The sequence below is a fragment of the Curtobacterium sp. MCBD17_021 genome (assembly GCF_003234525.1).
GTDB lineage: Bacteria > Actinomycetota > Actinomycetes > Actinomycetales > Microbacteriaceae > Curtobacterium.
Genome location: NZ_QKTS01000010.1, coordinates 88,735 through 114,362 on the forward strand (window position 1 = coordinate 88,735; position 25,628 = coordinate 114,362).

24 protein-coding genes are annotated in these 25,628 nt (G+C 71.4%); 15 read left to right on the top strand and 9 right to left on the bottom strand.

Going from position 1 to position 25,628, the window contains the following annotated elements; genetic code table 11:
- Positions 1 to 29: 29 nt before the first annotated feature.
- Positions 30 to 764, bottom strand: coding sequence for an ANTAR domain-containing protein (locus DEI83_RS10525; RefSeq protein ID WP_146243304.1), 735 nt, complete (start codon positions 762 to 764; stop codon positions 30 to 32).
- A 121-nt stretch (positions 765 to 885) separates the two neighbouring features.
- Here DEI83_RS10525 and DEI83_RS10530 point away from each other — a divergent pair, with 121 nt between their 5' ends.
- Together DEI83_RS10530 and DEI83_RS10535 are read left to right on the top strand one after the other, a co-directional pair.
- Positions 886 to 2,967 (top strand): cytochrome c oxidase assembly protein, encoded by a 2,082-nt coding sequence (locus DEI83_RS10530; protein WP_111081909.1) that lies wholly within the window; start codon positions 886 to 888, stop codon positions 2,965 to 2,967.
- Between the two features lie 2 nt (positions 2,968 to 2,969).
- Positions 2,970 to 3,590, top strand: a complete 621-nt coding sequence (locus tag DEI83_RS10535) for a class I SAM-dependent methyltransferase (protein ID WP_111081910.1) — start codon at positions 2,970 to 2,972, stop codon at positions 3,588 to 3,590.
- 137 nt (positions 3,591 to 3,727) lie between these two features.
- On the opposite strand, the gene DEI83_RS10540 is transcribed toward DEI83_RS10535, so the two are convergent.
- From DEI83_RS10540 to idi, 6 genes are all read right to left on the bottom strand, one after another.
- Positions 3,728 to 4,840, bottom strand: coding sequence for a sugar-binding protein (locus DEI83_RS10540; RefSeq protein WP_111081911.1), 1,113 nt, complete (start codon positions 4,838 to 4,840; stop codon positions 3,728 to 3,730).
- A 107-nt stretch (positions 4,841 to 4,947) separates the two neighbouring features.
- Positions 4,948 to 6,240: a multiple monosaccharide ABC transporter permease gene (gene mmsB / locus DEI83_RS10545; protein WP_111081912.1), complete on the bottom strand. Its 1,293-nt coding sequence runs from the start codon at positions 6,238 to 6,240 to the stop codon at positions 4,948 to 4,950.
- The gene (gene mmsA / locus DEI83_RS10550) at positions 6,237 to 7,760 is read right to left on the bottom strand and encodes a multiple monosaccharide ABC transporter ATP-binding protein (protein ID WP_111081950.1); all 1,524 of its coding nucleotides are present in this window, start codon (positions 7,758 to 7,760) and stop codon (positions 6,237 to 6,239) included. Before mmsA ends, mmsB begins: the two co-directional genes overlap by 4 nt.
- Before the next feature lie 357 nt (positions 7,761 to 8,117).
- Positions 8,118 to 9,137, bottom strand: a complete 1,020-nt coding sequence (locus tag DEI83_RS10555) for a LacI family DNA-binding transcriptional regulator (protein WP_111081913.1) — start codon at positions 9,135 to 9,137, stop codon at positions 8,118 to 8,120.
- A 171-nt stretch (positions 9,138 to 9,308) separates the two neighbouring features.
- Positions 9,309 to 10,358: a magnesium and cobalt transport protein CorA gene (locus tag DEI83_RS10560; RefSeq protein WP_111081914.1), complete on the bottom strand. Its 1,050-nt coding sequence runs from the start codon at positions 10,356 to 10,358 to the stop codon at positions 9,309 to 9,311.
- 198 nt (positions 10,359 to 10,556) lie between these two features.
- Positions 10,557 to 11,099 carry an isopentenyl-diphosphate Delta-isomerase gene (gene idi, locus DEI83_RS10565; RefSeq protein ID WP_111081915.1) on the bottom strand — a complete coding sequence of 181 codons (543 nt, stop codon included), beginning with the start codon at positions 11,097 to 11,099 and terminating at the stop codon, positions 10,557 to 10,559.
- A gap of 21 nt (positions 11,100 to 11,120) precedes the next feature.
- Between idi and DEI83_RS10570 the strand changes: the two genes are divergently transcribed.
- Genes DEI83_RS10570 through DEI83_RS10590 form a run of 6 tightly spaced genes read left to right on the top strand, consistent with a single transcriptional unit; the run spans position 11,121 to position 16,521 of the window.
- A complete protein-coding gene (locus DEI83_RS10570; RefSeq protein ID WP_181431171.1) occupies positions 11,121 to 12,179 on the top strand; it encodes a polyprenyl synthetase family protein in 1,059 nt (352 codons plus the stop codon).
- Positions 12,176 to 13,099, top strand: a complete 924-nt coding sequence (locus DEI83_RS15950; protein ID WP_181431172.1) for a phytoene/squalene synthase family protein — start codon at positions 12,176 to 12,178, stop codon at positions 13,097 to 13,099. Before DEI83_RS10570 ends, DEI83_RS15950 begins: the two co-directional genes overlap by 4 nt.
- The gene (gene crtI, locus DEI83_RS15955) at positions 13,096 to 14,778 is read left to right on the top strand and encodes a phytoene desaturase family protein (RefSeq protein ID WP_181431173.1); all 1,683 of its coding nucleotides are present in this window, start codon (positions 13,096 to 13,098) and stop codon (positions 14,776 to 14,778) included. Before DEI83_RS15950 ends, crtI begins: the two co-directional genes overlap by 4 nt.
- Positions 14,778 to 15,182, top strand: a complete 405-nt coding sequence (locus DEI83_RS10580) for a lycopene cyclase domain-containing protein (RefSeq protein WP_111081916.1) — start codon at positions 14,778 to 14,780, stop codon at positions 15,180 to 15,182. The genes crtI and DEI83_RS10580 overlap by 1 nt, the downstream gene beginning before the upstream one ends.
- Complete coding sequence (locus tag DEI83_RS10585; RefSeq protein ID WP_111081917.1) at positions 15,179 to 15,598, top strand: lycopene cyclase domain-containing protein; 420 nt, start codon at positions 15,179 to 15,181, stop codon at positions 15,596 to 15,598. Before DEI83_RS10580 ends, DEI83_RS10585 begins: the two co-directional genes overlap by 4 nt.
- On the top strand, positions 15,595 to 16,521 hold the full coding sequence (locus DEI83_RS10590; protein WP_111081918.1) for a prenyltransferase: 927 nt from the start codon (positions 15,595 to 15,597) through the stop codon (positions 16,519 to 16,521). Before DEI83_RS10585 ends, DEI83_RS10590 begins: the two co-directional genes overlap by 4 nt.
- Positions 16,522 to 16,576: 55 nt before the next feature.
- On the opposite strand, the gene DEI83_RS10595 is transcribed toward DEI83_RS10590, so the two are convergent.
- On the bottom strand, positions 16,577 to 17,317 hold the full coding sequence (locus DEI83_RS10595; protein WP_111081952.1) for an MBL fold metallo-hydrolase: 741 nt from the start codon (positions 17,315 to 17,317) through the stop codon (positions 16,577 to 16,579).
- 138 nt (positions 17,318 to 17,455) lie between these two features.
- On the opposite strand from DEI83_RS10595, the gene DEI83_RS10600 reads away from it, so the two are divergent.
- From DEI83_RS10600 to DEI83_RS10620, 5 genes are all read left to right on the top strand, one after another.
- Positions 17,456 to 17,917, top strand: a complete 462-nt coding sequence (locus DEI83_RS10600; protein WP_146243305.1) for a hypothetical protein — start codon at positions 17,456 to 17,458, stop codon at positions 17,915 to 17,917.
- A gap of 2 nt (positions 17,918 to 17,919) precedes the next feature.
- Positions 17,920 to 18,960, top strand: coding sequence for a YihY/virulence factor BrkB family protein (locus DEI83_RS10605; protein WP_111081920.1), 1,041 nt, complete (start codon positions 17,920 to 17,922; stop codon positions 18,958 to 18,960).
- A 61-nt stretch (positions 18,961 to 19,021) separates the two neighbouring features.
- Positions 19,022 to 19,741: an SDR family oxidoreductase gene (locus tag DEI83_RS10610; protein ID WP_111081921.1), complete on the top strand. Its 720-nt coding sequence runs from the start codon at positions 19,022 to 19,024 to the stop codon at positions 19,739 to 19,741.
- 61 nt (positions 19,742 to 19,802) lie between these two features.
- Positions 19,803 to 20,135, top strand: a complete 333-nt coding sequence (locus DEI83_RS10615) for a DUF3140 domain-containing protein (RefSeq protein ID WP_181431174.1) — start codon at positions 19,803 to 19,805, stop codon at positions 20,133 to 20,135.
- Between the two features lie 27 nt (positions 20,136 to 20,162).
- Positions 20,163 to 20,585 carry a DUF3151 domain-containing protein gene (locus tag DEI83_RS10620; RefSeq protein WP_111081953.1) on the top strand — a complete coding sequence of 141 codons (423 nt, stop codon included), beginning with the start codon at positions 20,163 to 20,165 and terminating at the stop codon, positions 20,583 to 20,585.
- A 114-nt stretch (positions 20,586 to 20,699) separates the two neighbouring features.
- Here DEI83_RS10620 and DEI83_RS10625 read toward each other — a convergent pair whose 3' ends face one another.
- Entirely contained in the window at positions 20,700 to 23,768 is a 3,069-nt protein-coding gene (locus DEI83_RS10625) for a glycoside hydrolase family 2 TIM barrel-domain containing protein (protein WP_111081923.1), read from the bottom strand.
- A gap of 216 nt (positions 23,769 to 23,984) precedes the next feature.
- Here DEI83_RS10625 and DEI83_RS10630 point away from each other — a divergent pair, with 216 nt between their 5' ends.
- Together DEI83_RS10630 and DEI83_RS10635 are read left to right on the top strand one after the other, a co-directional pair.
- Positions 23,985 to 24,419, top strand: coding sequence for a hypothetical protein (locus DEI83_RS10630; RefSeq protein ID WP_111081924.1), 435 nt, complete (start codon positions 23,985 to 23,987; stop codon positions 24,417 to 24,419).
- Positions 24,400 to 25,572: a Vms1/Ankzf1 family peptidyl-tRNA hydrolase gene (locus DEI83_RS10635; protein WP_111081925.1), complete on the top strand. Its 1,173-nt coding sequence runs from the start codon at positions 24,400 to 24,402 to the stop codon at positions 25,570 to 25,572. Before DEI83_RS10630 ends, DEI83_RS10635 begins: the two co-directional genes overlap by 20 nt.
- The last annotated feature ends 56 nt before the right edge of the window (positions 25,573 to 25,628 follow it).

Sequence of the window (25,628 nt, forward strand, 5' to 3'; positions counted from 1 at the left end):
TCGGCCCGTCGCCGTCAGGAGGCGCGACGTCAGGAGGCGTCGAGCAGGTCACCGCCGCTGCGGACGACGTCCTCGGCGGCGGCCCGGAGTCCGCGCCCTGACCGTCGTGCGCCGTCGCGCAGGACGCGGAAGGCCTCGTCGATCTCGACGCCGCGGCGGTAGGCGAGGGCGCCCTTGGCCTGCTCGATCGTCACCCGCGCCTCCAGGGCGTCCGCGACCTGGTCGTGGAGCGTGCGCAGGCGGTCCGGGTCACGCTGCCGGACCAGGGCGGCGGAGGCCGCGTCCGCCAAGAGCTGGATCGCGACGACGTCGCGGTCGTCGTGACCATGGTCGTGGTCGGCGAACACGCACAGTGAGCCGATCGTCGCGGTCCGAAGGCGAACGGGTTCGGCGAACGTCCCGACCAGTCCGCGCTCGCGCATCGTGGTGGCGAACGTCGGCCACTCGGACGCGCGCGTCGACACGTCGGGCACGTCGACCGTCCTGCCGGTCCGGACGCAGTCGATGCAGGAGCCTTCCTCGGTGCCGAGCTGCGCCTCCTCCGCGTCGATGCTCCGTTCGCTCGACGAGGCGATGACGTGCAGCACACCCTCGCGGTCGGCCAGCACGATGCCGGCCTCGGTCGCCGCGGTGGTGCGCACGCAGGCGTCGACCGCTCGGCTCATCGCGTCGAGGACGTCGAGCTCCGGATCGAGGACCTCGCCGATCGCGCGGAGCAGTTGGTCGAACCGGTCCTGGTCGTCGTCGCGCTGTCCTGGAGTCACGTCCCCCACGCTACGGACGGCAGTCGGGGACACCGCCCAGCAACCGGCCCTCGCGCGTCCAGACCCGCGCGCCTACGATGGAGGGTCCGCGGACCGCGGACGGAACCGACCCGAGACAGGTATGGCCGTCACGTCACCCCAGCCCCACCCGGACGCGGCAGGTCGTCCGGACTCCGCCTCCCGACCAGGAGGCCCGGCACCGGACACCGCGCCCGTCACCACCCGCACGTCCACCGTCGCGACCGTCCTCGTGATCGCGCTGCCGCTCGTCGTGGCGTGCGCGGTCCTGGGGATGACGATCACCGGGGCGTTCACCGCGAACCAGCAGCTCGTCTCCGCCGGTGACACCGTGCAGTTCGGCCTCGTCGCAGCCCGTGGTGTGCACGACGGGGTCGCCGCGCTGACGATCGGTCTGCTCATCGTCGCCGCGTTCGCGCTGCCGGCACAGAAGGCCGACCACGGCGCGATGTCGTCCGTGCAGCACCGGGCAGCGCGGTGGGCGGCGGTGTCCGGGTCGGTGTGGTTCCTCGCTGCCGTCGCGGGCATCGTGCTGACCGGCGCGAACACACTCGGCGTCCCGCTGACGAGCCCGGTCTTCGCCCGCAACTTCATGCTCTTCGCGTTCCAGGTCGAGATCGGACAGTCGCTCGTCGTCTCCGCCGCGGCGGTGCTCATCGCGACCGTCGTCGCCGCGTTCGCCACCAGGGCCACCACACTCGCCGTCGCCACGGTCGTGTCGCTGTTCGCGCTGCTGCCCCTCGCGCTCTCCGGCCACGCCGCGGGGTCCCTCGAGCATGCGAACGCCGTCAACTCGCTCGCCGTGCACCTGGTCGGCGTGTGCGTCTGGGCTGGTGGGCTCGTCGCCGTCGTGCTCCTGCGGACGCGGACGAAGGGCGCCACCGGACGCGTCGTCGCCCGGTACTCCACGCTCGCCGGCTGGGCGTTCGCCGCCGTCGCGTTCTCCGGCATCGTCAACGCGCAGCTCCGGCTGACCGGGCCGCTCGACCTGGTCACGACGCCGTACGGGTGGCTCATCACGACGAAGGCCGTGATCCTCGTGCTCCTCGGCGTCGCCGGGGTCCTGCAGCGCCGCAAGCTCGTGCCCGGGCTGCTCCGCGCGCCGACCGACCGCCGGCTCTTCGTGCGCTTCGCCCTGGCCGAGATCGTGTTCATGGCCGTCGCGATCGGCGTCTCCGTCGCCGTCGCCCGCAGCCAGCCGCCGATCCCGCAGACGCCGGAGACCGGAGCCGACACCCGCTCCGGGCTCATCGGGTACCCGTACCCGCCCGAGCAGACCATGCAGACCTACCTGTCGCACTGGCACATCGACTGGATGTGGCTCGCGCTCGCCCTGGTCGGCGCCGGCTGGTACCTGTGGAGCGTCCGCAAGCTCAAGCGGCGCGGCGACTCGTGGCCGGTCGGCAGGACCATCGCCTGGCTCGTCGGCTGCGCCGTGTTCATCTGGACGACCTCCGGGGGACCGGCCGTCTACGGCATGATCCACTTCTCGTCGCACATGGTGCAGCACATGCTGCTCATGATGTTCGTCCCGCTGCCGCTCGTGCTCGGCGGCCCGGTGCTCCTCGCGTTGCGCACCCTGCCGGTGCGCAACGACGGCTCCCGCGGCGCCCGCGAGTGGCTCATGCTGTTCGTGCACTCGCGGTGGATGCAGTTCCTCGCCAAGCCCGCGGTCGCCGGCGTCGTCTTCGCCGGGTCCCTCGTCGTGTTCTACTTCACGCCGGCGTTCGAGTACGCCATGCAGTCCCACGAGTGGCACATCGTGATGATCGTGCACTTCGTCCTGAGCGGGTACCTGTTCTTCTGGGTGTTCGTCGGCATCGACCCGGGACCGCAGCGGCCGCAGTACCCGATCCTCATCATCGCCCTGCTCGCGACCCTGGCCTTCCACGCCTTCTTCGGCGTCGCCGTGATGACCTCGCAGTCGGTGTACGCGATCGACTGGTTCCACGCCCTCGGGCAGACGAACGACGCGGCCCTGCTCGACGACCAGCACACCGGTGGCGGCATCGCCTGGGGTGCCTCCGAGCTGCCGATGGTGTTCGTCGTGCTCATCGTCGTCCGGAACTGGGTGCGGTCGGACGAGCGCACCGCCAAGCGCAAGGACCGCCAGGCCGAGCGGGACGGCGACGCCGAGCTCGACGCGTACAACGAGCGGCTGTCCGCGATGCAGCGGCGCGACTGACCATGAGCACCGGGCCGGAGGCCGACACCGGCCCGGTGCGCGACGCCTACGGACGACGAGCGGCCGAGTACGCGGACCAGCTCGGGACGATGGCGTCGGTGCACCCCGCCGACGTCCACCTCGTCACCACGTGGGCGTCGGGGCGCGGTGGCCCGCTGCTCGACGCCGGGTGCGGTCCAGGGCACTGGACGGGCTACCTCGCGGACCGGGGGCTCGACGTCGTCGGCCTGGACCAAGTGCCGGCCTTCGTCGAGCACGCGCGACGAAGCCACCCCGGCGCGCGGTACGACCTGGGGAGCGTCGACGCGCTGCCGTACGATGACGAGCACTTCGCCGGCGTGCTCGCCTGGTACTCGCTCATCCACCACGACCCGACGAGCATCGGTCGACCGCTGTGGGAGGCGGCGCGGGTCCTCCGTCCGGGCGCCGGGCTGCTCATCGGCTTCTTCACCGGAGACCGCGTGGAGCCGTTCGGCCACGCGGTGACGACAGCCTACCGCTGGCCGCCGGGAGCGCTGGCCGCCGAGGTCCGCGCCGCGGGCTTCACGGTGGTCGAGACGCACACCCGGACGGCAGGTGCACCGCGCCCGCGGCCGCACGGCGCGCTGCTCGCGGTGCGCTGACCGACGCGACCCGACGGCGGCCCCGCCCTGACCGGAGGCGCAGGACGGGCCTCCACACGGGCGCACGGAAGCGCGGTGGGAACGAGGAAGGGCCCCGTCGCGATCGCGACGGGGCCCTTCTGCTGGAACCGAGAGGCTCAGCCCTTCTTGGCGAGCTCGGAGAGCGTCGCGTCGTTCTTGTAGGCCTCGACGGCGTTGTCCTTGGTGACGAGGACCGGGGTCAGCTCGACGGTGGGGACGATCTTCTTGCCGTTGTCGTTGTTCTTGTCCTCGACGGTCTTCGGCTCCTTGCCGGCGGCCAGGTCGGACACCAGGTCGATCGCGGCCTGGGCCTCGTCGGTGGTGTTCTTGTAGATGGTCGAGTACTGCGTGCCCTGCATGATGAGCGGGATCGACGCGGTCTCGGAGTCCTGACCGGTCACGACGGGGTTGTCCTTGCCGGCGGCCTTGGTCGCGGTGAGGATCGCACGGGCGAGCGTGTCGTTCGGCGAGAGGACGCCGTCCAGCTCGGTGTCACCCGTGTAGTACTGCGCCAGGAGGTCCGTCATGCGCGACTGGGCCTTCTGCGCGAGCCAGCCCTGCGTGGCGACCTTCTGGAAGGTGGTCTGACCCGAGGTGACCTTGAGCGTGCCGTCGTCGATCTTCGGCTGCAGGACGTCCATCGCACCGTTGAAGAACACGGTGGCGTTGGCGTCGTCCGGCGAACCGGCGAAGATCTCGACGTTGTACGGCTTGTCGCCCTTCTTCTCCTCGAGGCCCTTGAGGAGCGCCTGCGCCTGGAGCTGGCCGACCTTGAAGTTGTTGAACGCGACGTAGTAGTCGACGTTCTCGGTGTTCAGGATGTTGCGGTCCCAGGCGATGACGGTGGCACCGGCGGCCTTGGCGGCCTTCACCTGCGAGCCGAGCTGCGAACCGTCGGCGGCACCGATGATGACGGCCTTGGCGCCCTTGGTGACCATGCCCGAGATCTGCGACTGCTGGTCCGGGACCGGGCTGCCGGCGTTGGCGTACTGGATGTCGGCCTTGAAGCCGGCTTCCTCGATCGACTTCTTGAACGCCGCGCCCGCGAGGACCCAGTTCTGCGAGGTCTTGGCCGGCAGGGCGACGCCGATGAGGTCGCCCTTCTTGATGGTCGAGGTCGAGCCGGAGCCCGAGTCGCCGGCCTCCGTGTTGCCACGAGCCGAGCAGCCGCTGAGGGCGAGGCCCGCGATGAGCGCCAGGCTGACGCCGGCGACGATCTTCTTGCGCATGTGATTGCTTTCTCTTCGTTGAGGAGGTGGGGCCGGAGCCCCGCTGTGGTGGATGGGTCGTACCGGGTGTCCCGGCGGTCGGTCACCCGACCGCCGGGAGAGCCGAGCTAGGGGAGGGTGACCTTGTCAGGCTGGTCCTCGATCGAGCGCGGCTGCTGCGCGCCGATCGTGTTCTCTTCGGTGTCCTTGCGCTGGAACTGCCGCATCATGCCGCCGATCAGCGACGGACGGCCCTGCGACTTCGAGTAGACGTCGAAGGCGACGGCGACGAGCAGGACCAGACCGCGGATGATCTGCACCCGGTTCGACTCGAGGCCCATGAGCTGCAGGCCGTTCGACAGCAGCGCCATGACGAGACCACCGATGATCGAGCCGGAGATCGTGCCGACACCACCGGCGACCGCGGCGCCACCGACGAACACGGCGGCGATCGCGTCGAGCTCCCAACCGGTGCCGTCCGCGGGACCCGAGGCGCCCGAGTAGGCGACGAACACCATGCCGGCGATCGCGGCGAGGACCGACATGTTCATCATGACGAAGAAGTTGACCTTCTTCGCGGAGACACCGGACAGGACCGCGGCGTTGGCGTTGCCACCGACGGCGTAGACCTGGCGGCCGAAGATCGTGTTCTTCGTGACGAAGCCGTAGACGATCGTGAGGACACCGAGGATGATCGCGACGATCGGGACCGAGGTGCCGACCGGGCCGGCGGCGAACAGGTAGGTCGCGAAGAGCGTGACGGCGACCAGGATGCCCGTGCGGACGATCGAGACCCACAGCGGCGGGACGTCCGCGTGCATCTTCTTGCGGCGGGCCCGGCCACGGGCCTCGATGATGATCAGCGCGGCGATCGTCGCCAGTCCGATGATGAGCGTGCCGTTGCTGAAGCCGAAGTCGGGTCCGAAGTCACCGAGGAAGCCGGCGCCGATCGGGGTGTACTCCTCCGGGACGGGGACCGAGGTCGACGAACCGATGATCTGGTTCGCACCACGGAAGATGAGCTGGCCGGCGAGGGTCACGATGAACGCGGGGACCTTGACGAACGCCACCCAGAAGCCCTGCCAGGCGCCGATGAGGGCACCGATGGCCAGGCCGAGGACGATCGCCGCCCACACCGGGAAGTGCCAGACCGCCATGGACTGCGCCACGACGATGCCGACGACCGCCGCGACCGATCCGACGGACAGGTCGATGTGCCCGGCGATGATCACCATGACCATCCCCAGCGCGAGGATGAGGATGTAGGAGTACTGCAGGAACAGGTTGATCACGTTGGTGGGCTCGAGGATGAGCCCGTTCGTGGTGATCGAGAACAGGATGAGCAGCACGACGAGCGCGATGATCATGCCGTACTGGCCGATGCTGTTGCCCTTGCCGAAGAGCAGCTTCAGGTTGTTCATGAGACGGTGGCGCCCTTCCGCGCGGACGTCATGCTGCGCATGAGCGTTTCTGGATCGGCCTGGTCGGCCGGGAGGTCAGCGGTGATCTGGCCCTCGAAGATGGTGTAGATCCGGTCGGAGAGACCGAGGAGTTCGGGGAGCTCGGACGAGATGAGGATGATGCCCTTCCCCTCGGCCGCGAGCTGCTGGATGATCCCGTAGATCTCGAACTTCGCACCGACGTCGATGCCGCGGGTCGGCTCGTCGAGGATGAGCAGGTCGGGGTCGGTGAACATCCACTTCGACAGGACGACCTTCTGCTGGTTGCCGCCGGAGAGCTTGCCGACGTTGTCCTCGACCGAGGGCACCTTCGTGCGGAGCATCTTCCGGTACTTCTCGGCGACCGAGTACTCCTCGAGGGAGTCGACGACCCCGCCCTTCGAGATCTTCCGCAGGTCGGCGGCGACCGTCGAGCGCTTGACGGTGTCGAGCAGGTTGAGGCCGAGCGCCTTGCGGTCCTCGGACACGTAGCCGAGGCCGTTGTCGATCGCCTGCTGGACGTTCGTGACCTTGATCTCGCGGCCGTCCTTGAAGATCTGGCCGTCGAGCCAGGTGCCGTACGAGCGACCGAACAGGCTCATCGCGAGCTCGGTGCGGCCGGCGCCCATCAGACCGGCGAAGCCGACGATCTCGCCCTTGCGGACGTGGAAGTTCGAGCCCTTGCAGACCAGGCGCGACGAGTCGAGCGGGTGCTGCACGGTCCAGTTGCGGACCTCGAAGAACGTCTCGCCGATCTTCGGCGTGCGGTCCGGGAAGCGCGACTCGAGCGAACGGCCGACCATGCCGCGGATGATCCGGTCCTCGTTGACGCCGTCCGCCTTGACGTTGAGGGTCTCGATGGTCTTGCCGTCGCGGATGATCGTGATCTCGTCGGCGATCTGCTCGATCTCGTTGAGCTTGTGGCTGATGATGATGCTCGAGATGCCCTTGGCCTTCAACCCGACGATGAGGTCGAGGAGGTGCTGGGAGTCGTTCTCGTTCAGCGCGGCGGTCGGCTCGTCGAGGATGAGGAGCTTGACGTCCTTGTGCAGGGCCTTGGCGATCTCCACCAGCTGCTGCTTGCCGACACCGATGTTCTTGATCTGCGTGTCCGGGTCGTCGGCCAGGCCGACGCGGGCGAGCAGGTCCTGCGCGCGGAGCTGGGCAGCGGTCCAGTCGATGCGACCGAAGCGGCCCGGCTCGTTGCCGAGGAACAGGTTCTCCGTGATGGAGAGCTCCGGGATCAGCGCCAGCTCCTGGTGGATGATGACGATGCCGGCCTGCTCGGACTGCTTGATGTTCGAGAAGCGGACTTCCTCGCCCTCGTAGACGATCTCGCCCTCGTACGTGCCGTACGGGTACACGCCCGACAGCACCTTCATCAGCGTGGACTTGCCAGCGCCGTTCTCGCCGCAGATCGCGTGGATCTCGCCGGCGCGGACGCTCAGCGAGACGTCGGAGAGCGCCTTCACACCAGGGAACTCCTTGGTGATGGAACGCATCTCGAGGATCGTCTCGGGAGCGGTGATCGATCGGGTCTCGAGCCCGGTTGCGATCGGGTCGTGACCCTGTGGGGTTGACGCCACGGTGCATCTCCTTCTGCCGCTGCGATGCGGCAGTCCTTCGGTGGAACAGCTGCGGCATCCGAAGGGCACGAGGGTGCGTGCGGACTTCGTTGTCGCGTCCGGTGTCCCTCGTGTGACGGCCGATGTGAACGGTCACATCGAGGAACGGAGGTAATCCTACGCACACGCTCGGCGGGGCTGTCAATTCGGATCGGTCCCGTTTCGGTAACGCCCTGCGCAACATCCGCGCGCAGCGGACGGTGCGCCCCTCGGGCTGGGGACAGACCGACCGGTTCAGCGGCTTCGTGGCGCCCCGGTCGACCCGCGGACGACGAGCTGCGGGACGATGTCGACCGGCCGCAGCAGGTCGTCACCGCTCGGCAGCAGGATGTCGACGCTCCGCCGCCCGAGCTCGGCGAAGTCGACCTGCACGGTGGTCAGCGGCGGCCAGAAGTGCTTCGCCTCGGGGATGTCGTCGTACCCGACCACGGACAGGTCGCCGGGGACGTCCAGCCCGTAGGACCGTGCCGCGTGCATGACGCCGAGCGCCATGGCGTCGTTCGAGCAGAACACGGCGGTGCAGTCCCGCCACCGCAGCAGTTCGCGGCCGGCGTGGTAGCCGAAGTCGGCCGTCCAGTCCCCGAGGATGGGCGGCTGCACGGGCATGTCGCGGTCGGACATCTCACGGAGGAAGCCCTGCATGCGGGCGTCCGCCTCGATCCAGTCCTGCGGCCCGGCGATGTGTCGGACGTACTCGTGGCCGAGGTCGAGCAGGTGAGCCGTCGCCAGGCGCGCACCCTCCATCTGGTCGACCCAGAGCGCCGTCGGGTCCTCGCCGACGCTCGACCGCATGGTGACGTACGGGGTCCGCACGCCGAGTTCCTCGATGAGGTCGAACACCCGCTGCTGCGGCGCGATCACGACGATGCCCTCGACGTCCTGGTCGAGGAGGTGTCCGAGCCCGTCCCGCACCGCGGCGTCCGTCGGGTCCGCGATGTTCGCGGTCGTCACCGAGTACCCCCGGAGGACGGCGGCGTCCTCGATCGCCTGCAGGGTGACGGTCGGGCCGTAGTGCGACCGCTGTGCCGTGAGGACGCCGATGGTGCGCGTCCTGCTCGTCACCAGCGCGCGGGCGGCCCGGTTCGGCCGGTACTGCAGCTCCTCCATGGCGGCGAGGACCCGGTCACGGGTCTCGGCCCGGATCGCGTCCGAGTTGTTGAGCACCCGCGAGACGGTCTGGTGCGAGACGCCCGCGACCCGCGCGACGTCGCGGATGCTGGGGGACCGCGGCTGCTGTGCCCGCGTGGTCGCCATTGCTGCTCTCTCCCAGCTCGGGTCAGCGGCACGCCCATGTGCACGTTCACATCCCGAGCCAGATCATTATGCACGGCTCCCGGATGCGCGCCACCTGAGGGGGCCGCCAGGACGTCGGACGGGAGGCACGTGGCGAGCCGCCACGGGCCTCCCGTCCGGCGCCGCCGACGGCTACAGCCAGTTGCGCTTCCGGAACACCACCCAGAGGACCCCGGCCAGCGCGAGCATCGCGAGGATCGCCACCGGGTACCCGTACCGCCAGTGCAGCTCCGGCATGTGGTCGAAGTTCATGCCGTAGACGCCCGCGATGAGACCGGGGGCGAAGAGGATCGCGGCCCACGACGAGATCTTCTTCACCTCCTCGCCCTGCTGGTGCGCCGCCCGGGCCAGCTGCCGGCTCTCCTCGCCCTGCGCCAGGCTCGCGCTCGTCATCCGGCGCATCGCCTCGTTCTGCTCCTGCGACACCAGGGTGGCGTGCAACGTCAGTGCGTTCTCGAGCAGGGCCCGGAACGAGTCGACCCGCTCGGTGACCCGCAGGGCGTGGTCGAGCACGTTCCGCAGCCGGTGCTGCACGTCGTCGTCCACGCCGTACTTCTCGGCGCCGCGCAGGAGCCCGCGCACCATCGCCGGCACCGGCTTCGTCGCCCGCTGGAAGGCCAGGACCTCGCTGAGCAGCTGGTAGATCCGCTTCGACACCCCGGGGTCGACCTGTCCGGCGAACAGCTGGTCCTCGATCTCGTCGATCTCGTCCTGCAGCACCTCGACGACGGGCGCGTAGCCGTCGACGACCTCGTCGAGCACCGCCGCGGTGACCGCCTCGGACCCCTTCGCCAGGAACTCCGGGTCCGCCTCGCACCGGGCGCGGAGCGAGGCCAGGTCTGGGCGCTCGGCGTGCCGCACGCTCACGACGAAGCGGGCGCCGACGAACAGGTGCACCTCGCCGAACTCGACAGTGCCGGAGTCCTGCCGGTACCAGGCCGGCCGCAGCACCACGAAGAGGGTGTCGCCGTACCGCTCGAGCTTCGCCCGCTGGTGGCCCTTCTGGGCGTCCTCGACGGCGTTCTCGTGCAGGCCGAACTCGTCCGCGACGGCAGCGAGCTCGTGCGGGTCCGGGCGGAGCAGCCCGATCCACGACAGGTCGCCACTCGTGCCGAGCGTCAGACTCTGCTGCGACGCCACCCGTCGGCCGTCGACGTACACCGCGTTGTCGATGAGTGCCATGCTCTGCTCCCTCGGTCGGGAGGGCGAGCGGGCGCGATGCCTGCCGGGGACGACCCGGCGGCAGGGGAGATCAGGACACGGGCGCGGCACGGACCACGAGGGACGGCCGGCCCGTGTGGTGATGGTCACCCGACATCGCGCCTCACCTGCCCTTCGTCAGTCCGTCGGCCCGTGCGCTGCGCAGGGCCGTCGGCCAACCTACCCCCGACCGGCGAGGGCGTCGAGCGGCAGTTCGGCGAGCTGCCAGCCGAGCCAGGGGCTGAACGCGAAGGGGGCGTTCGTGACGGCGGCGCGGAGCTTGTCCTCGGACAGCCACACCCACTCGGACACCTCGTCGGCGGCGGGCTGCGGGTCGCCGTCGGCCACCGCTCGGAACACCGGGCAGACCTCGTTCTCGACGATCCCGGAGGCGTCGACCGCGCGGTAGCGGAAGTCGGGCAGGACCATCTCGACGCTGTGCACGGTGAGGCCGAGCTCACGGTCGGCACGGCGGGCGATGGCGTCCTCGAAGGACTCGTCCGGGCCGGGGTGCCCGCAGAACGAGTTGGTCCACACGCCCGGCCACGTCTTCTTGACGAGGGCGCGTCGGGTCACGAGGAGGTCGCCGGCCGCGTTCTGGACGTGGCAGCTGAAGGCGAGGTGGAGGGGCGTCTGGTCTGTGTGCACCGTGAACTTGTCGGCCGTACCGATCGGGGTACGATCGTCGGCCAACAGCACCACGGTTTCCGGGAAAAGGCTCATCTGCCTCGATAGATTAGGCCAATGACCGAGGAAGCGGCCACCGTGGCGCACATCGACCTCGCGCTGGTGGATGAGTGCCTGGAGCGCTTCTTCACGGTGTCGAGCGCCCGAGCCCAGGCCTTCGGCCGGCCGTCGGAGGAACTGTGGCGTGTGCTGCGCAGGGCGAGCATGGGCGGGAAGCGGTTCCGGCCGCGCATGGTCCTCACCTCGTACACCGCGCTCGGGGGTGACGACGTGCACGCTGCGTCGCAGGTCGCCGCCGCCTACGAGCTGCTGCACACGGCCCTCGTCGTGCACGACGACGTGATCGACCGCGACTGGTCACGTCGTGGCCGACCGAACGTGGCCGGGTCCTTCCGCGACACCGCGACGACCGGCGGCCTGCCGCTGCCGACGGCCGAGCACCGTGGGACGAGTGCCGCCGTGATCGCCGGTGACCTCGCCCTCGCAGCCGCCCCGCGCTTCATCGAGGCGAGCGGCGTCACCGGGGAACGCCGGTCGCGCCTGCTCGACCTGTTCGACGACGCGGTCTTCGCCAGCGCCGCCGGTGAGATGGCGGACGTCGACCTCGCCCTCGGCGTCATGCCGACCGTCGACGAGGTCCTGCAGATGGAGCGCGCGAAGACGAGTGTCTACAGCTTCGAGGCGCCACTGCAGTCCGGGGCGGTGCTCGCCGGCGCACCCGAGCCCGTCGTCGCCTCGCTCGGGGCCTTCGGGCGGGAGATCGGCATCGCCTACCAGATCGTCGACGACCTCCTCGGGGTCTTCGGCAACGAGGGCTCGACCGGCAAGACCGCGATCGGGGACCTCCGCGAGGGCAAGCGCACCATGCTGATCGCCTACGCCGCCACCACCGACTGCTGGCCGGACCTCGCCCCCTACCTCGGCGACCCGGACCTGACGGAGGAACGCGCGGCCGGCCTCCGCGACCTGCTCGTGGAGTGCGGCGCCCGGGACGCCGCCCTCGACCGGGTCCGCGACCACACCGCCCTGGCCCGCGCCGAACTCGCCGGCCTGCCGTGCGAGCTCGGCGCCCGGCTCGAGGGACTCGTCACCGAACTCGTGGAGCGCGTCCGGTGAGCGCGAGCACCACCCCGCACCGACTCCCGCTGTACGACGCCACCGCCGAGGCCGCCTCGAGCGTCGTCATCAGTCGGTACTCCACGTCCTTCGGGCTCGCCAGCCGCCTGCTCACGAAGGACATCCGTGAGCACATCCGGAACGTCTACGCCCTGGTCCGGGTCGCCGACGAGGTCGTGGACGGACCGGCGACCGAGGCCGGCCTCGACCCGGTCCTGGCCCGGACGGTCCTCGACGAGCTCGAGACCGACACCGAGCGTGCGATGGCCCGCGGGTTCTCGGTGAACCCGGTCGTGCACGCCTTCGCACGGACCGCCCGGACCGTCGGGTTCGGCAGCGGACTCACCCGGCCGTTCTTCGCGTCGATGCGGATGGACCTCGAGCAGACCGAGCACGACCAGACCTCGTTCGACGCCTACGTCTACGGCTCGGCCGAGGTCGTCGGGCTGATGTGCCTCCGCGCCTTCGTGTACCGCGCCGGACGGCCGACGTTCGACGACGCCGTGCTCGTCGACGGCGCCCGGGCACTCGGCGCCGCGTTCCAGAAGGTCAACTTCCTCCGTGACCTGCACGCCGACTTCGAGGTCCTCGGGCGCTCGTACTTCCCGGGCGTCGACGTCCGCACCTTCGACGAGGCCACGAAGGACCGGCTCGTCGCCGACGTGCAGGCCGACCTCGACCGCGCCGCCGTCACCGTCCCGCTGCTGCCGAGGGACGCCCGCCCCGCGGTCGCCCTCGCGCACGCCCTGTTCCAGGAGCTCAACGACCGCATCGCCGCCACCCCGGCGGACCGGCTGGTCACCTCGCGGGTCCGGGTCCCGAACCCCGTGAAGGCGCGACTCGCCGCCCGCGTCCTCAGCCGCCGCGGCACCCTGCCCGCGCGCACCGTCACCACCCTCCAGACTGGAGGCTCGTCATGAGCCCGACCCGCGCCTCCCGTCCGACCGATGCACCGGCCACGGCAGCACCGGCCACCGCGACGGCCGCAGCGTCCACCCGCCGGACCGTCCCGGTCCGTCGCGCCGTCGTCATCGGCGGCGGGATCAGCGGGCTGGCGGCCGCCGCCCTGCTCGCCCGGGACGGCTTCGCCGTGACCGTCCTCGAGCAGCGCACCCAGCTCGGCGGTCGCGCCGGCACGTGGGAGCAGGACGGCTTCCGCTTCGACACGGGGCCGAGCTGGTACCTCATGCCCGAGGTGTTCGACCACTTCTTCCAGCTGCTCGGCACCAGCGCCGACGAGCAGCTCGACCTCGACGTCCTCGACCCCGGCTACCGCGTGTACACCGAGGGGTACGACGAGCCGATCGACCTGCGCGCCTCGCGCGAGGAGAACATCGCGCTCTTCGAGTCCATCGAGCCCGGAGCCGGCGCGCGGATGGCGGAGTACCTCGACTCGGCGGCCGACACGTACGAGATGGCCGTGCGCCGGTTCCTCTACGGCACGTTCCAGGACCTCACGGAACTCGCCGCCCCCGACGTCCTCAAGCGGCTGGGCAAGCTCGCCCGACTGCTCGTCCAGCCGCTGTCCTCGTTCGCGTCCACCGCGGTGAAGGACCACCGGTTGTGGCAGGTCCTCGGCTACCCGGCGGTGTTCCTCGGCACGAGCCCGTACGCGGCGCCGAGCATGTACCACCTGATGAGCCACCTCGACCTGGCCGACGGGGTGCTCTACCCGAAGGGCGGCATCACGCAGGTCATCGCCGCCGTCGAGCGGGTCGCGCTCGCCGAGGGGGCCGCCGTCACCACCGGGGCGACCGTCTCCCGGATCCTCGTGCAGGACGGCCACGCCACCGGTGTCGCCTGGCGCGACCAGGACGGCGCGGAGCACGTCGAGCGCGCCGACCTCGTGGTGAGCGCCGCCGACCTCCGGCACACCGAGATGGAGCTCCTCGAGCAGGAGCACCGCACCCACGACGCCCGGCACTGGGCCAAGCGCGACCCGGGCCCCTCGGCGGTGCTCGTCTACCTCGGCGTCGACGGCCCCGTCCCCGGGCTGCTGCACCACACGCTGGTGTTCACCGAGGACTGGAAGGCGAACTTCGGCGCCATCTTCGGCAAGGACCGGCACGTGCCGGACCCCGCGTCGATTTACGTCTGCGCACCCTCGCTCACCGACGACTCGGTCGCGCCCGAGGGCCAGAGCAACCTGTTCGTCCTCGTGCCGCTGCCCGCCGACGTCTCGATCGGCAAGGGCGGCATCGACGGCGCCGGTGACGCCCAGGTCGAGGCGATCGCCGACCGTGCGATCGACGTCATCGCCGAGCGCGCCGGGGTGCCGGACCTCCGCGACCGGACCCGCGTCCGCCGCACGATCGGCCCGCAGGACTTCGCCGACGACCTCAACGCCTGGAACGGCTCGATGCTCGGCCCGGCGCACACACTGGCCCAGAGCGCGTTCTTCCGCGAGAAGAACGCCTCCACCAAGGTCGACGGGCTCTACTACGTCGGTGCCTCGACGATCCCGGGGATCGGTCTGCCGATGTGCCTCATCAGCGCCGAGGTCCTGCTCAAGCGCATCCACGGTGACACCTCGACCGAGCCGCTGCCGACCCCGCTCCGGCGGCACGCCGACGCACCGCCGGTACGGACGACGGGCTGATGCCGGGGTCGTACCTGGCCGGCCTGCTCGTCTCGATCGCCGGGATCGCGGTGCTCGACGCCCGCCACCGGCTGTTCTTCTGGCGCGCACCGCTGCGGGCTTCGCTCGTGATGGTCATCGGGCTGGTGTTCTTCATGCTGTGGGACGTCGCCGGTGTCCACCTCGGCATCTTCTTCATCGGCGCGGACGGGCTGCTCACCGGCGTGCTCCTGGCACCGGACGTCCCGCTCGAGGAGCTCTTCTTCCTGGTGCTGCTGTGCTGGACGACGATGGACCTGTTCGGCGCGGTGCGTCCGGTGGTCGGGAGGCTGGCCGGGCGCCGCGCCGCCGCTGCCGGCGACACCGCGGACGACGGTGCCGCTGCGGACGGTGCCGCTGCGCGTCGAGGCCGGGAGGCCTCGTGAACGAGTCGACGACGTACGCGCTGCTCGCGGTGCCGTTCCTCGGACTCGCGGCCCTCGTCGCGGTCCTGGCCGGGGTCGTGTCCGCCCGTCGGGGGCGTGGCGCCACGACCGCCGAGCCGGGCCCGGCGCCCGCTCCTCGTCGTCCTCGCCGGACCGGCGTCGCCAGCGCCGTCGTCACGGGGATCGCACTGCTCGTCATGACGTGCGTGTTCAACAACGTCATCGTGGGGCTCGGCATCGTCGCCTACGACCGGGCGCTCGTGCTGGGGGCGCGCGTCGGTCTGTTCCCGGTGGAGGACCTCGCGTACTCGATCGGCGCCGTCCTGCTGCTGCCGAGCTGCTGGGTCCTGCTCGACCGACCGGTACGGTCGGAACGCCCGACCCAGCCGTCCCGCACCCCGGAGGAGAGCCCATGACCGTCAGTCGCGCCTCCAGGCCGTCGACGCTCCGCGCCCTGTTCGTGTCCTCCCGGCCGATCAGCTGGGTGAACACCGCCTACCCGTTCGGTGCCGCCTACCTGCTCGGCAGCGGGGTCGGCGTCGACGGGGGCGGCGGGTCCTCGCTCGCCGCGTTCCTCGTCGGGGTCGTGTACTTCCTCGTGCCGTACAACCTCGCGATGTACGGCATCAACGACGTCTTCGACTACGAGTCCGATCTGCGCAACCCGCGCAAGGGCGGTGTCGAGGGCGCGCTGCTCGACCGGAGCGTGCACCGCGCCACCCTGTGGGCCGTGGCCGTGACCAACGTGCCGTTCCTCGTCGCGCTCGTGCTGCTCGGCGCTGCGAGCGGGAACGGGCCGTGGTCGTGGCTCGTGCTCGCGGTCAGCGTGTTCGCCGTCGTCGCCTACTCGGCACCGGGACTGCGGTTCAAGGAGAAGCCGTTCCTCGACTCGCTGACCTCGTCGACGCACTTCGTGTCCCCGGCCGTCTACGGGCTCACGCTCGCCGGGCCCGGGTGGACCCGCGAACTCGTCGCGGTGTGCGTGGCGTTCTTCCTGTGGGGCGTCGCCTCGCACGCGTTCGGTGCCGTCCAGGACGTCCTGGCCGACCGGGCCGGCGGGATCGGGTCGGTGGCGACCGTCATCGGTGCCCGCGCGACCGTCCGACTGGCGTTCGTGGCCTACCTGGTCGCCGGGGTGGCGTTGCTGTTCTCGGCGTTCCCGGGGCCGATCGCCGCGGTCGTCGTCGTGCCGTACGCGCTCAACGTGCTGCCGTGGTGGAACGTCACGGACGACGGGGCCGAGGCGGCGAACGCCGGGTGGAAGCGGTTCCTCTGGATCAACTACCTGGCGGGCTTCATCGTGACGATGGCCCTGATCGGGTACGCCTTCACGCACTGAGCACGGCGGGGTGCGCCGGCCGCGCTGGCTGCGCGGCCGCGCTGGCTGCCGGAGGTCAGGCCGCGCCGGCCACCCGCCGCGCCTGGCTCACCGCTGCCCGGACACCGCGGGACCACGACGGACCGTGGCCGGGCAGGACGTGCTGCGCCTCGGTGTCCACGAGCAGGTCGAGCGACGCCACGGCGGTGTCGACGTCGGCAGTGGCCGCCGGGGCGACGATCCGCGGACCGATCCCGCCGGTGTAGGGGTCGAGTGTGACCAGGGCGTCACCGACGACCACGGCGTCGCGGTCCGCGAAGTGCAGCGCCACGTGTCCGTCCGTGTGCCCGGGTGTCTCGATGATCCACGGGTTGCCCGGGGTGTCGGCGCGGGACTCCATGGTCTCGACCTCGTCGATCCCGTCGACCGTCGCCGCTCCGGCCAGGAGCATCCGGCCGAGGGGCCGCAGCCCGCCGGGGTGGGTGAGGACGAAGCCGAACCGGTTCACCGCCGGTCGGTACGAGTAGGGGTGCGCGGCCAGGTCGCGGTCGCCCGGGTGCACGTACACCGGTGTGCCCCACTCCCGGTGCATCCGGGCCGCGGTGCCCACGTGGTCGAAGTGCCCGTGCGTGAGCAGCAGGGCCTCGACCCGGTCGGGGGAGTACCCGAGGTCGTGCACGGCGAGCTGCAGGTGCGGCCAGACCGCGGGCAGCCCGGCGTCGACGACGAGCAGTCGGTCCCCGGTCTCGACCAGGTAGGTGTTGGTGTGTGCGAGCTCGAGGCGGTGGATGCCCTCGGCGACGTCCCGGAACAGCATGACGGGCACGCTAGGCCGACACTGCTGGACGCCTTGCCGGGCGGACGAGCGCTGCGCCGCTGCCGTGGTCGCACCGACCCGGTTCCACCGCAGCGCGTTCCGCGAGTGCTCTCGGTCCGGAGCGTGTACTCAGGGTGCATGCCCAACGACTCCCTCCCCGAGCTCGAGCTCGCGAACGTGCGGACCCGGGAGCGGATCACCGAGACGGTGGACCGCATCCGGCAGAAGGCGGACGTGCCCGCGCGCACCCGCCTGGCCGTCGCGAAGACCAAGCAGCGCTGGCACCGTGATCCGACGCCCCTCGTCGCCGTCGCGATGACCGCTGCGGCCGGCATCGCCGCGGTCGTCGTCGGCATCCGCATCCGGAACACCCCCGCCGGTCGTCTCGCCGCCCTCCGCGAGCCGGCGCCCGTGCCGGTGTTCAAGCCGGTCAAGGTCGGCAAGGACGGCAAGTCGAAGGGCGTCCCGGTCTTCGCGCGCAAGGACCCGACGGGCAACCCGGTGTACCAGGAGCGCAAGGCGGCCGAGAAGCGTCGGAAGAAGGACGCCGCGCGGACCGGGAAGTCGATCAAGCGGATGAAGAAGGCGGCGAAGGGCTGACCATGGCGAAGGAATCACAGAAGCCGGCAGCGAACGACCCTCGCAAGCCGGACTCACCCACCGACCTCAAGAAGCCGACGGTCTTCTACACGCTGAAGAAGACCCTCCGCGAGTTCACCGCCGACCAGTGCACCGACCTCGCGGCGGGGCTGACGTACTACTCCGTCCTCGCGCTCTTCCCGGGCCTGCTGGCGGTGGTGTCGATCCTCGGTCTGTTCGGCGACCCGTCGAAGACCATCGACACCCTGCTGCAGATCATCGGCAACGTCGGGTCGAAGGACGTCGCAGACCTCCTCCGTGACCCGGTCGAGGGCCTCGTCCGGTCGCCCGCCGCCCCGGTCACGTTCATCGTCGGTATCCTCGGCGCGCTCTGGTCGGCCTCCGGCTACGTCGGCGCGTTCGGCCGCGCGATGAACCGCATCTACAACGTCCGCGAGGGACGTCCGATCTGGAAGCTCCGTCCGACCATGCTCGGCGTCACCGTGACCACGGTCGTCCTGCTCGTCGTCGGTCTGCTCACCCTCGTGTCCGGACCGCTCGCCCGCAGCTTCGGTGACGTCATCGGTCTCGGGGACGTGGCGGTGACCGTGCTGTCGATCGTGCAGTGGCCGATCCTGCTCGTCATCGCGATCGTCATCGTGGCGGTGCTCTACTACTGGTCGCCGAACGTCCGGCAGCCGAAGTTCACCTGGGTCGGCGGTGGCTCGATCCTCGCGCTCCTCATCTGGATCATCGCGAGCGTCGGCTTCGGGTTCTACGTCGGGAACTTCTCGAACTACAACGCCACGTACGGCTCCCTCGGTGGTGTGATCGTCTTCCTGCTGTGGATCTGGATCACGAACAACGCGCTGCTGTTCGGTGCCGAGTTCGACGCCGAGATCGAGCGCGGCCGTGAACTCCAGGCCGGCATCAAGGCGGAGGAGGACATCCAGCTCCCCGAGCGCGACACCCGCCAGACCGAGAAGCAGGACGAGAAGCGCGCCGAGGACGTCCTGCAGGGCATCCGCATCCGGCAGAGCGCCGGCGAGACCAAGGACGAGTGAGCACGGCGCGCGAGCGCGTCCTGCCCGGGAGGCTCGGTGACGGTTCCGTAGGCTTGCCTGCGTGACCGACACCGAGCCTCCCGTCCTCGTCTCCGCACCTGCCAGCGACCGGCCGGTCGCGCTCGTCACCGGCGCGACCCGCGGCATCGGCCGTGCGATCGCCGCCGACCTGGGGCGGACGCACCACGTGCTCGTCGGCGGCCGGGACGCCGACGTGGTCGCCGCCGTCGTGGCGGAGCTGCCGAGCGCGGAGCCGTTCGTCGGCGACCTCGGCGCCGGAGACGTGCCCGCCGTGCCGAGCTGGATCGACGTGCTCGTGCACTCCGCCGGCGTCGAGCAGGGCACGCGCATCGCCGACACCCCGCGGGACACCTGGGAGGCCGTCTTCGCCACCAACGTCTTCGCGGTCGCCGAGCTGACCCGTGTGGCGATGCCCGGCCTCCGTGCGGCCCGCGGGCTCGTCGTGACGATCAACAGCGGCGCCGGCTTCACGGCCGGCCCCGGGGGTGGTGTCTACGCGGCCTCGAAGTTCGCGCTCCGTGCCTTCACCGACGCCCTGCGCGACGAGGAGCGGGCGAACGGCGTGCGGGTGTCGAGCGTGCACCCGGGCCGCACCGACTCGGACATGCAGCGGGCCCTCACCGAGAAGCTCGGCGAGGAGTACGACACCGACTACTACCTGGCTCCCGAGGACGTCGCCGCCGCCGTCCGCACGGTGGTCGACCTGCCGGAGCGTGGCACCGTCGAGATGCTCTCGATCCGGCCGTCGCGGCGGCGCTGAGCGCACGACGGGGTACGGCAGGCCGGACGGCCGCGCAGGGGCAGCGCGCAAGATGTCCGGCATGGCTGACGACGAGAAGCAGACGCGGGACGACTTCCACGACGCGGTGAACATGACCGCGTCACAGCTCGAGAAGTGGCTGGACACCGACGAGTCGAAGTCCGTCGGACAGAAGAAGGACGGCGCGACCGAGTCGACCGGGCACGAGTCCGGTCGGCACATCGTGGCGATCCTCGGCAAGAAGCAGGGCGACCTCACGGACGAGGACCACGCACACATGCGCAAGGTCGTCGGCTACGTCGCCCGGCACTCGGAGCAGCGCCCCTCAGGCGACGTCACCGAGACCAAGTGGCGGTACTCGCTCATGAACTGGGGCCACGACCCGCTGAAGTAGGCAGGCCGCTCAAGTAGCGTGGCGGGCATGCCGGACAACCTGCTCCCGAACCCCTCGACGAACCCCGAGACCCTGCTGCCCGCCGAGCCCGAGGTGGACGCGCTCCTCCGGTCGAACGCACCCGTCTCCTCGGTGGTGGTGTCGCACCCGTCGTCGAGCCTGGCGTGGGCGCTGCTCGCCGACGAGGCCTGGGAGCGGGGCGCCACGCTCGAGTCCTACGCGTACGCCCGGGTCGGCTACCACCGCGGTCTCGACGCGCTCCGCAAGGCGGGGTGGCGCGGTGCCGGGCCGGTGCCGTGGTCGCATGAGCCGAACCAGGGCGTCCTGCGGTCCCTGTTCGCCCTGCGCCGCGCGGCCGAGGCGATCGACGAGCCCGGCGAACCCGAGCGCCTGACGCAGTTCCTCGACGGCGCGGACCCCGCCGCCGCCGACGCCATCGCGCGCGGCTGACCCGCGGCCCGGGGCGTCGGGCTCAGGATCGCGCTCCCGCACGGACATCGCACCCTGTCGGGACTGGGCGCGACTCCCGCGGCGGGGCGTGACGGGCACGCCGTGCCGCCGGCCCTACGCCAGCAGCACGCTCCAGCTCCGGGCACTCGGCCAGAGCTGGTGCTCCGGCAGGACGTCGAGCCCGCACGCCCGGCTCCCGAGGCCGTGCTGCGCGTCGTCGAGGTACAGGTACAGCGCGTCCGGCGTCGGCAACTCGTGCGGGTGCTCGGCACGCCCGACCTGCTGCGCGGTCCACGGCGTCAGGGTGAACCCGGCGCGGTGTCCCGACGCCGGGTCCGGCACCGTCGTCACCGTGACCGGCCCGACGCTCAGCGTGCGGAGCCCCGGCCGGTGCCCGGTCTCCTGCGGCATCGAGTAGCGCGTGGTCAGCGCTGACACAGGGGCCTCGAAGCGTCCGACCCGAGCGGCGTGCGACGAGTCGGCGTACGACTCGTCCGGCCCGGTACCGAACCACGACGCGGTCTCGGACAGCAGCTCCGCCGGTAGGTCGATCCGCACACCGATGCGTGGCCAGGTCACGTCCCAGCCGCCGAACGGCACGGCGTCGGTGCGCAGCAGCAGCCCGGCGTCGGTCAGCGTCCACCGGTGCACGACCTCCACACCGGCCGCGCTGTTCGCCGCCGCGACGCGGACGCGCTGCACGAGGCCGTCGTCGGTGCGCTCCACCGAGACGAGCCGGTGCGTCAGACGGTCGAGCCCACGGGCCTCCCACCGCGACGCCGACGAGGGGGCCGTGGGGTCGCCGACGCCGTGCGTCAGCACCGGGTCGGCGGTCTCGTACCCGCCCTGCGAGGCGCCGCGGTCGTTGTCCGTCGGCGCGCGCCACAGTTCGAGTCGAGGGCCGGCGACGGCGTGCCCCTTGAAGGAGGCGAGGTCGCCGCGGGCGGTGAACGTCGCGTCCCCGAGGCGGTCGCCGTCCCAGCCGGCCGTGGAGGCTCGGGGCGCCGCCGCCGGTGCGCTCGCCACGAGCGTCTGGGTGCGTGCCACGACGTGGCCGGTGTCCGCCCACGACGTCGGCCCGGCGAGCTCCGCCACGACCTCGAGCCACAGCTCATCGCCCGGGGGGAGGGGGCTCTGGTCCGCCCGTGCTGCCGCGAGCACCTCCGCCGGGACCGGCACCGTGGCGGACTCGCGCGCTGCGACGACACCGGGGGCGAGCCTCCCGGACGCCTCGACGACGCCGTTCCGCGACAGCGTCCACACGAACCGCAGGCCCGCGGTCGAGGCGGAGTGGTACCGGTTCTCGACCAGGACGGTGCCCCCACCCGCGACCGTGCCACCTCCGAGCGGGGAGACGGACAGCCGCACCGGCGAGACGACGGCCGCGAACTCGGCGAGTCCGGGCGTCGGGGTGTCGTCCGGCAGGACGAGGCCGTCCATCACGAAGTTGCCGTCGTGCACGACCTCCTGGAAGTCGCCGCCGTACGCGTGGTAGGGGGTGCCGTCGGCGGTGGAGGCGAGGAGCCCGTGGTCGCGCCACTCCCACACGAAGCCGCCGTGCAGGCGCGGGTACCGGTCGACCAGGGCCTCGTACTCGGCGATCTGACCGGGGCCGTTGCCCATCGCGTGCACGTACTCGCAGTGGATGAACGGCTTCGACCGCTGGCGAGCGGCCTCGGCAGGCCCGCAGCCGAGCAGGGGCGTGGCCGGACCGCCGCCGATCGACCCGGTCTCCTGCAGCGTCGGGTACATCCGCGAGTACACGTCGGTGTACGCGCCCGTGTGGTCGCCCTCGTAGTGCACGGGGCGTTCGACGTCGCGGGCGTGCACCCACTGCGCCATCGCGGCGAGGTTCCGCCCCGTGCCGGACTCGTTGCCGAGCGACCACATCACGATCGACGGGTGGTTCTTGTCCCGCTCCACCGTCCGGGCGATGCGGTCGAGGTAGGCGTCCTCCCACGCGGGGTCGTCGGAGGGGTTGCCGACCCAGCCCTGGAACTCGAACCCGTGCGTCTCGAGGTCGCACTCCAGGACGACCCAGAAGCCGAGTTCGTCCGCCAGGTCGAGCACCCGCGGGTGCGGCGGGTAGTGCGAGGTGCGGATGGCGTTGACGTTCGACCGCTTCATCAGCGCCAGGTCCGCGCGGGCGTGGGCTTCGTCGAACACCCGGCCGCGCTCGGGGTGCGTCTCGTGCCGGTTCACGCCGTGGAACACGACGCGCTCCCCGTTGACCAGGAACCGGTCGCCGACGATCTGCACGGTCCGGAAGCCCAGACGGAGCGACACGGTCTCACCGTCGCTGCTGCTGCCCTCGCTGCCCGAGGCCAGGGTCGCGTCGTACAGCCGGGGGAGTTCGGCGCTCCACGGTTCGACGCCCTCGACGGTGATCGGGGCGACGTCGTCGACGGAGCCCCAGGTCACGTCGACACCGAGTTCCGGCACGGCCAGGCGCACCGGGAACACCGCGTCGAGGGTCGGCACCGCGATCGTGCCGGTCCCGGTCGACGGGCGGCCCGACGCAGCGGTCCCGGCGGAGGCAGCGTCCCCGAGCGTCGCGGTCCAGCCGGCGCGGACGAACACGTCGTCGATCGACGCGGCCGGACGTGCGAGCAGGGTGACGTCGCGGAAGATGCCGGGCAGCCACCACTGGTCCTGGTCCTCGAGGTACGAGGCCGCCGACCACTGGTGCACCCGGACCAGGAGCTCGTTCGTGCCGGGCCGCAGGAACGCCGTCACGTCGAACTCGGTGGCCAGTCGTGAGCCGGTCGACCACCCGACGAGCGAGCCGTTCACCCACACCCGGAAGTGCGACTCCACCCCGTCGAACCGGAGCAGCACCCGTGCTGCCGTGTCGAACGCATCCGGCAGCGTGAACGTCCGGCGGTGGTCGCCGGTCGGGTTCTCGTCCGGCGGGTGCGGCGCATCGACCGGGAACGGGTACTGGACGTTCGTGTAGCTCGGCGCGCCGTGCCCGTGGAGGACCCAGTGTGACGGCACCGGGAGCGTGCCCCAGCCGTCCGGGTCGTCGAACCCCGGGGCGTCGGCGACGGGTGACCACCGGAACTCCCACTCGCCGGCGAGCGACAGGGACGGTGCGTCCGTGTGCAACCAGGCGCGCGGTGCCAGTCGTGTCGCCGAGCCCGGCGTGGTCGAGTGCAGGTCGTCGAGTGCGGCAGAGGTCAACTGCGGACCGGTCCTTCCGTGAGGCCCTCCGCGCCGGAGCGCTGCAGGACGATGGGAGCGACCACGAGCGGGATGACCGGGACGAGCACGCCGCCGGTGGTGCGCTGGCCCAACTCTCGCAGACGATCGGATCAACGGCCCGGCCGCCCCGCGCGGGACCTGCGAACGGGATCAGGCGCGGTCGCGGACCGTGGGATGCCCACGAGAGGAGCAACGATGAGCGAACGCGGGAACACCACCCACAACCCGGAGCTCGACGACCAGCTCGCGCACGAAGCGCAGAGCATCGTCCAGGGACACGGCAGCAACGCCCACGTCGAGGAGTTCCGGCAGTCCGAACCGATGCCGGACGACACCGACCCCGCCGAGACCGTCCAGGCGTCCGGCTACGACGGTGACCTCGAGGGCGGACTCGTCGACGACACGACGGACGTCGACGCCGCCGACGACCCGGACGGCGTCGCCGCCGAGCAGCCGGACGGCAGCGGGGACGGTGCCGACGCGACCGTCTACTCGACCTCGACCGCCGGGGCGGACGACGGCACGGCCGACGTCACCGCGTCGAACGCGGCCGTCCCGGACGCCACCCCGAGCACCCCCGACCTGACCACCGCGACGACAGGAGGCGACGATGCCGATCACGCAGAATGAGACCACCGAGGACGGCCGGGCGCTCGGCGCCCGACTCGCGGCCGGCGGCACGTGGGCCTGGGCCTACGTCGACGCCTCCGGTGACCGTGAGGACCCCCAGCACCTGGCCGCCCTGCAGCGCCGGAAGGCCGAGGACGCCCTCCGTGCCGCCGGCGCCGACGCGGACGTCGTCGACACCGTGATGGCCGAGCTCGAGGAGACCCCCGGGGTCCCCGCGCCGGTCAGCCGGTACGTGCTCGTCCACGACGGGGAACTCGTGCTCAGCGAGGTCCTCCCGGGTCACATGCACGGCCCGGAGAGCGTCGGCCACGGAGCGGTGCCGGACCTCGTGCCGCTCCTGGCACACCGCCCGCTCGACGTGCCGTTCCTCGTGGTCGAGGTCGGTCGCGGCGGCGGCGGGTACCGGGCCTACCGCCTCGGCCACGCCGACCACCCGGAGCAGCGCGACGAACAGGAGGTGCAGGGACGCACCGACACCCTCCACAAGTTCCAGGGCGGCGGTTGGGCGCACCTGCGTTGGCAGCACCACACCGAGGAACTCTGGCGGCAGAACGAGTCCGAGGTCGCCGCCGCCGTGCAGGACGCGGTCGACCGCCTCTCCCCGCGGCTCATCGTCGTCGCCGGGGACATCCGCGCCCGGCAGCTGCTCATCACCGAGCTGTCGAAGACGAAGGCCACCGCGCCCCTGCTCTCCGAGGTGCCGATCGACCCGCGGGCGTCCGACGCCTCGGAGGACGGTGTGCGCGAGCACGTCGACATCGCCCTCGCCCGGGTGGTCGCGCAGCGCCGGCACGACGTCGAGGACCTCCTCCGCACCCACGAGGGACGCGGCGACGGTGAGGTCGCCTCCGGCCTCGGCCCGGTCGTCGAGGCCCTGCAGCAAGCGCAGCCGTCGATCATCGTCCTCGACCCGGCCGGCTTCGAGGACCGCACCGTGCTCGCGCTCGACGCCGCGCCGTGGATCGCGACCGCACCCGAGCAGGCGCTCGGGGCCACGGTGCTCGGGCCCGTCCCGGCCGCTGTCGGCCTGGTCCGTGCGGCGCTCCTCACCGACGCCGAGGTCGTCTACGCCAACACGGCGGCGCTCCCCGGCGGGGCACCGACCGCGGCCCTCCTCCGCTGGCGGACCGGCCCGGAGATCCCGGGCACCTGATCCGGCGCGACCGACGGACGGGAGGCCCGTGGCGGCACTGCCACGGGCCTCCCGTC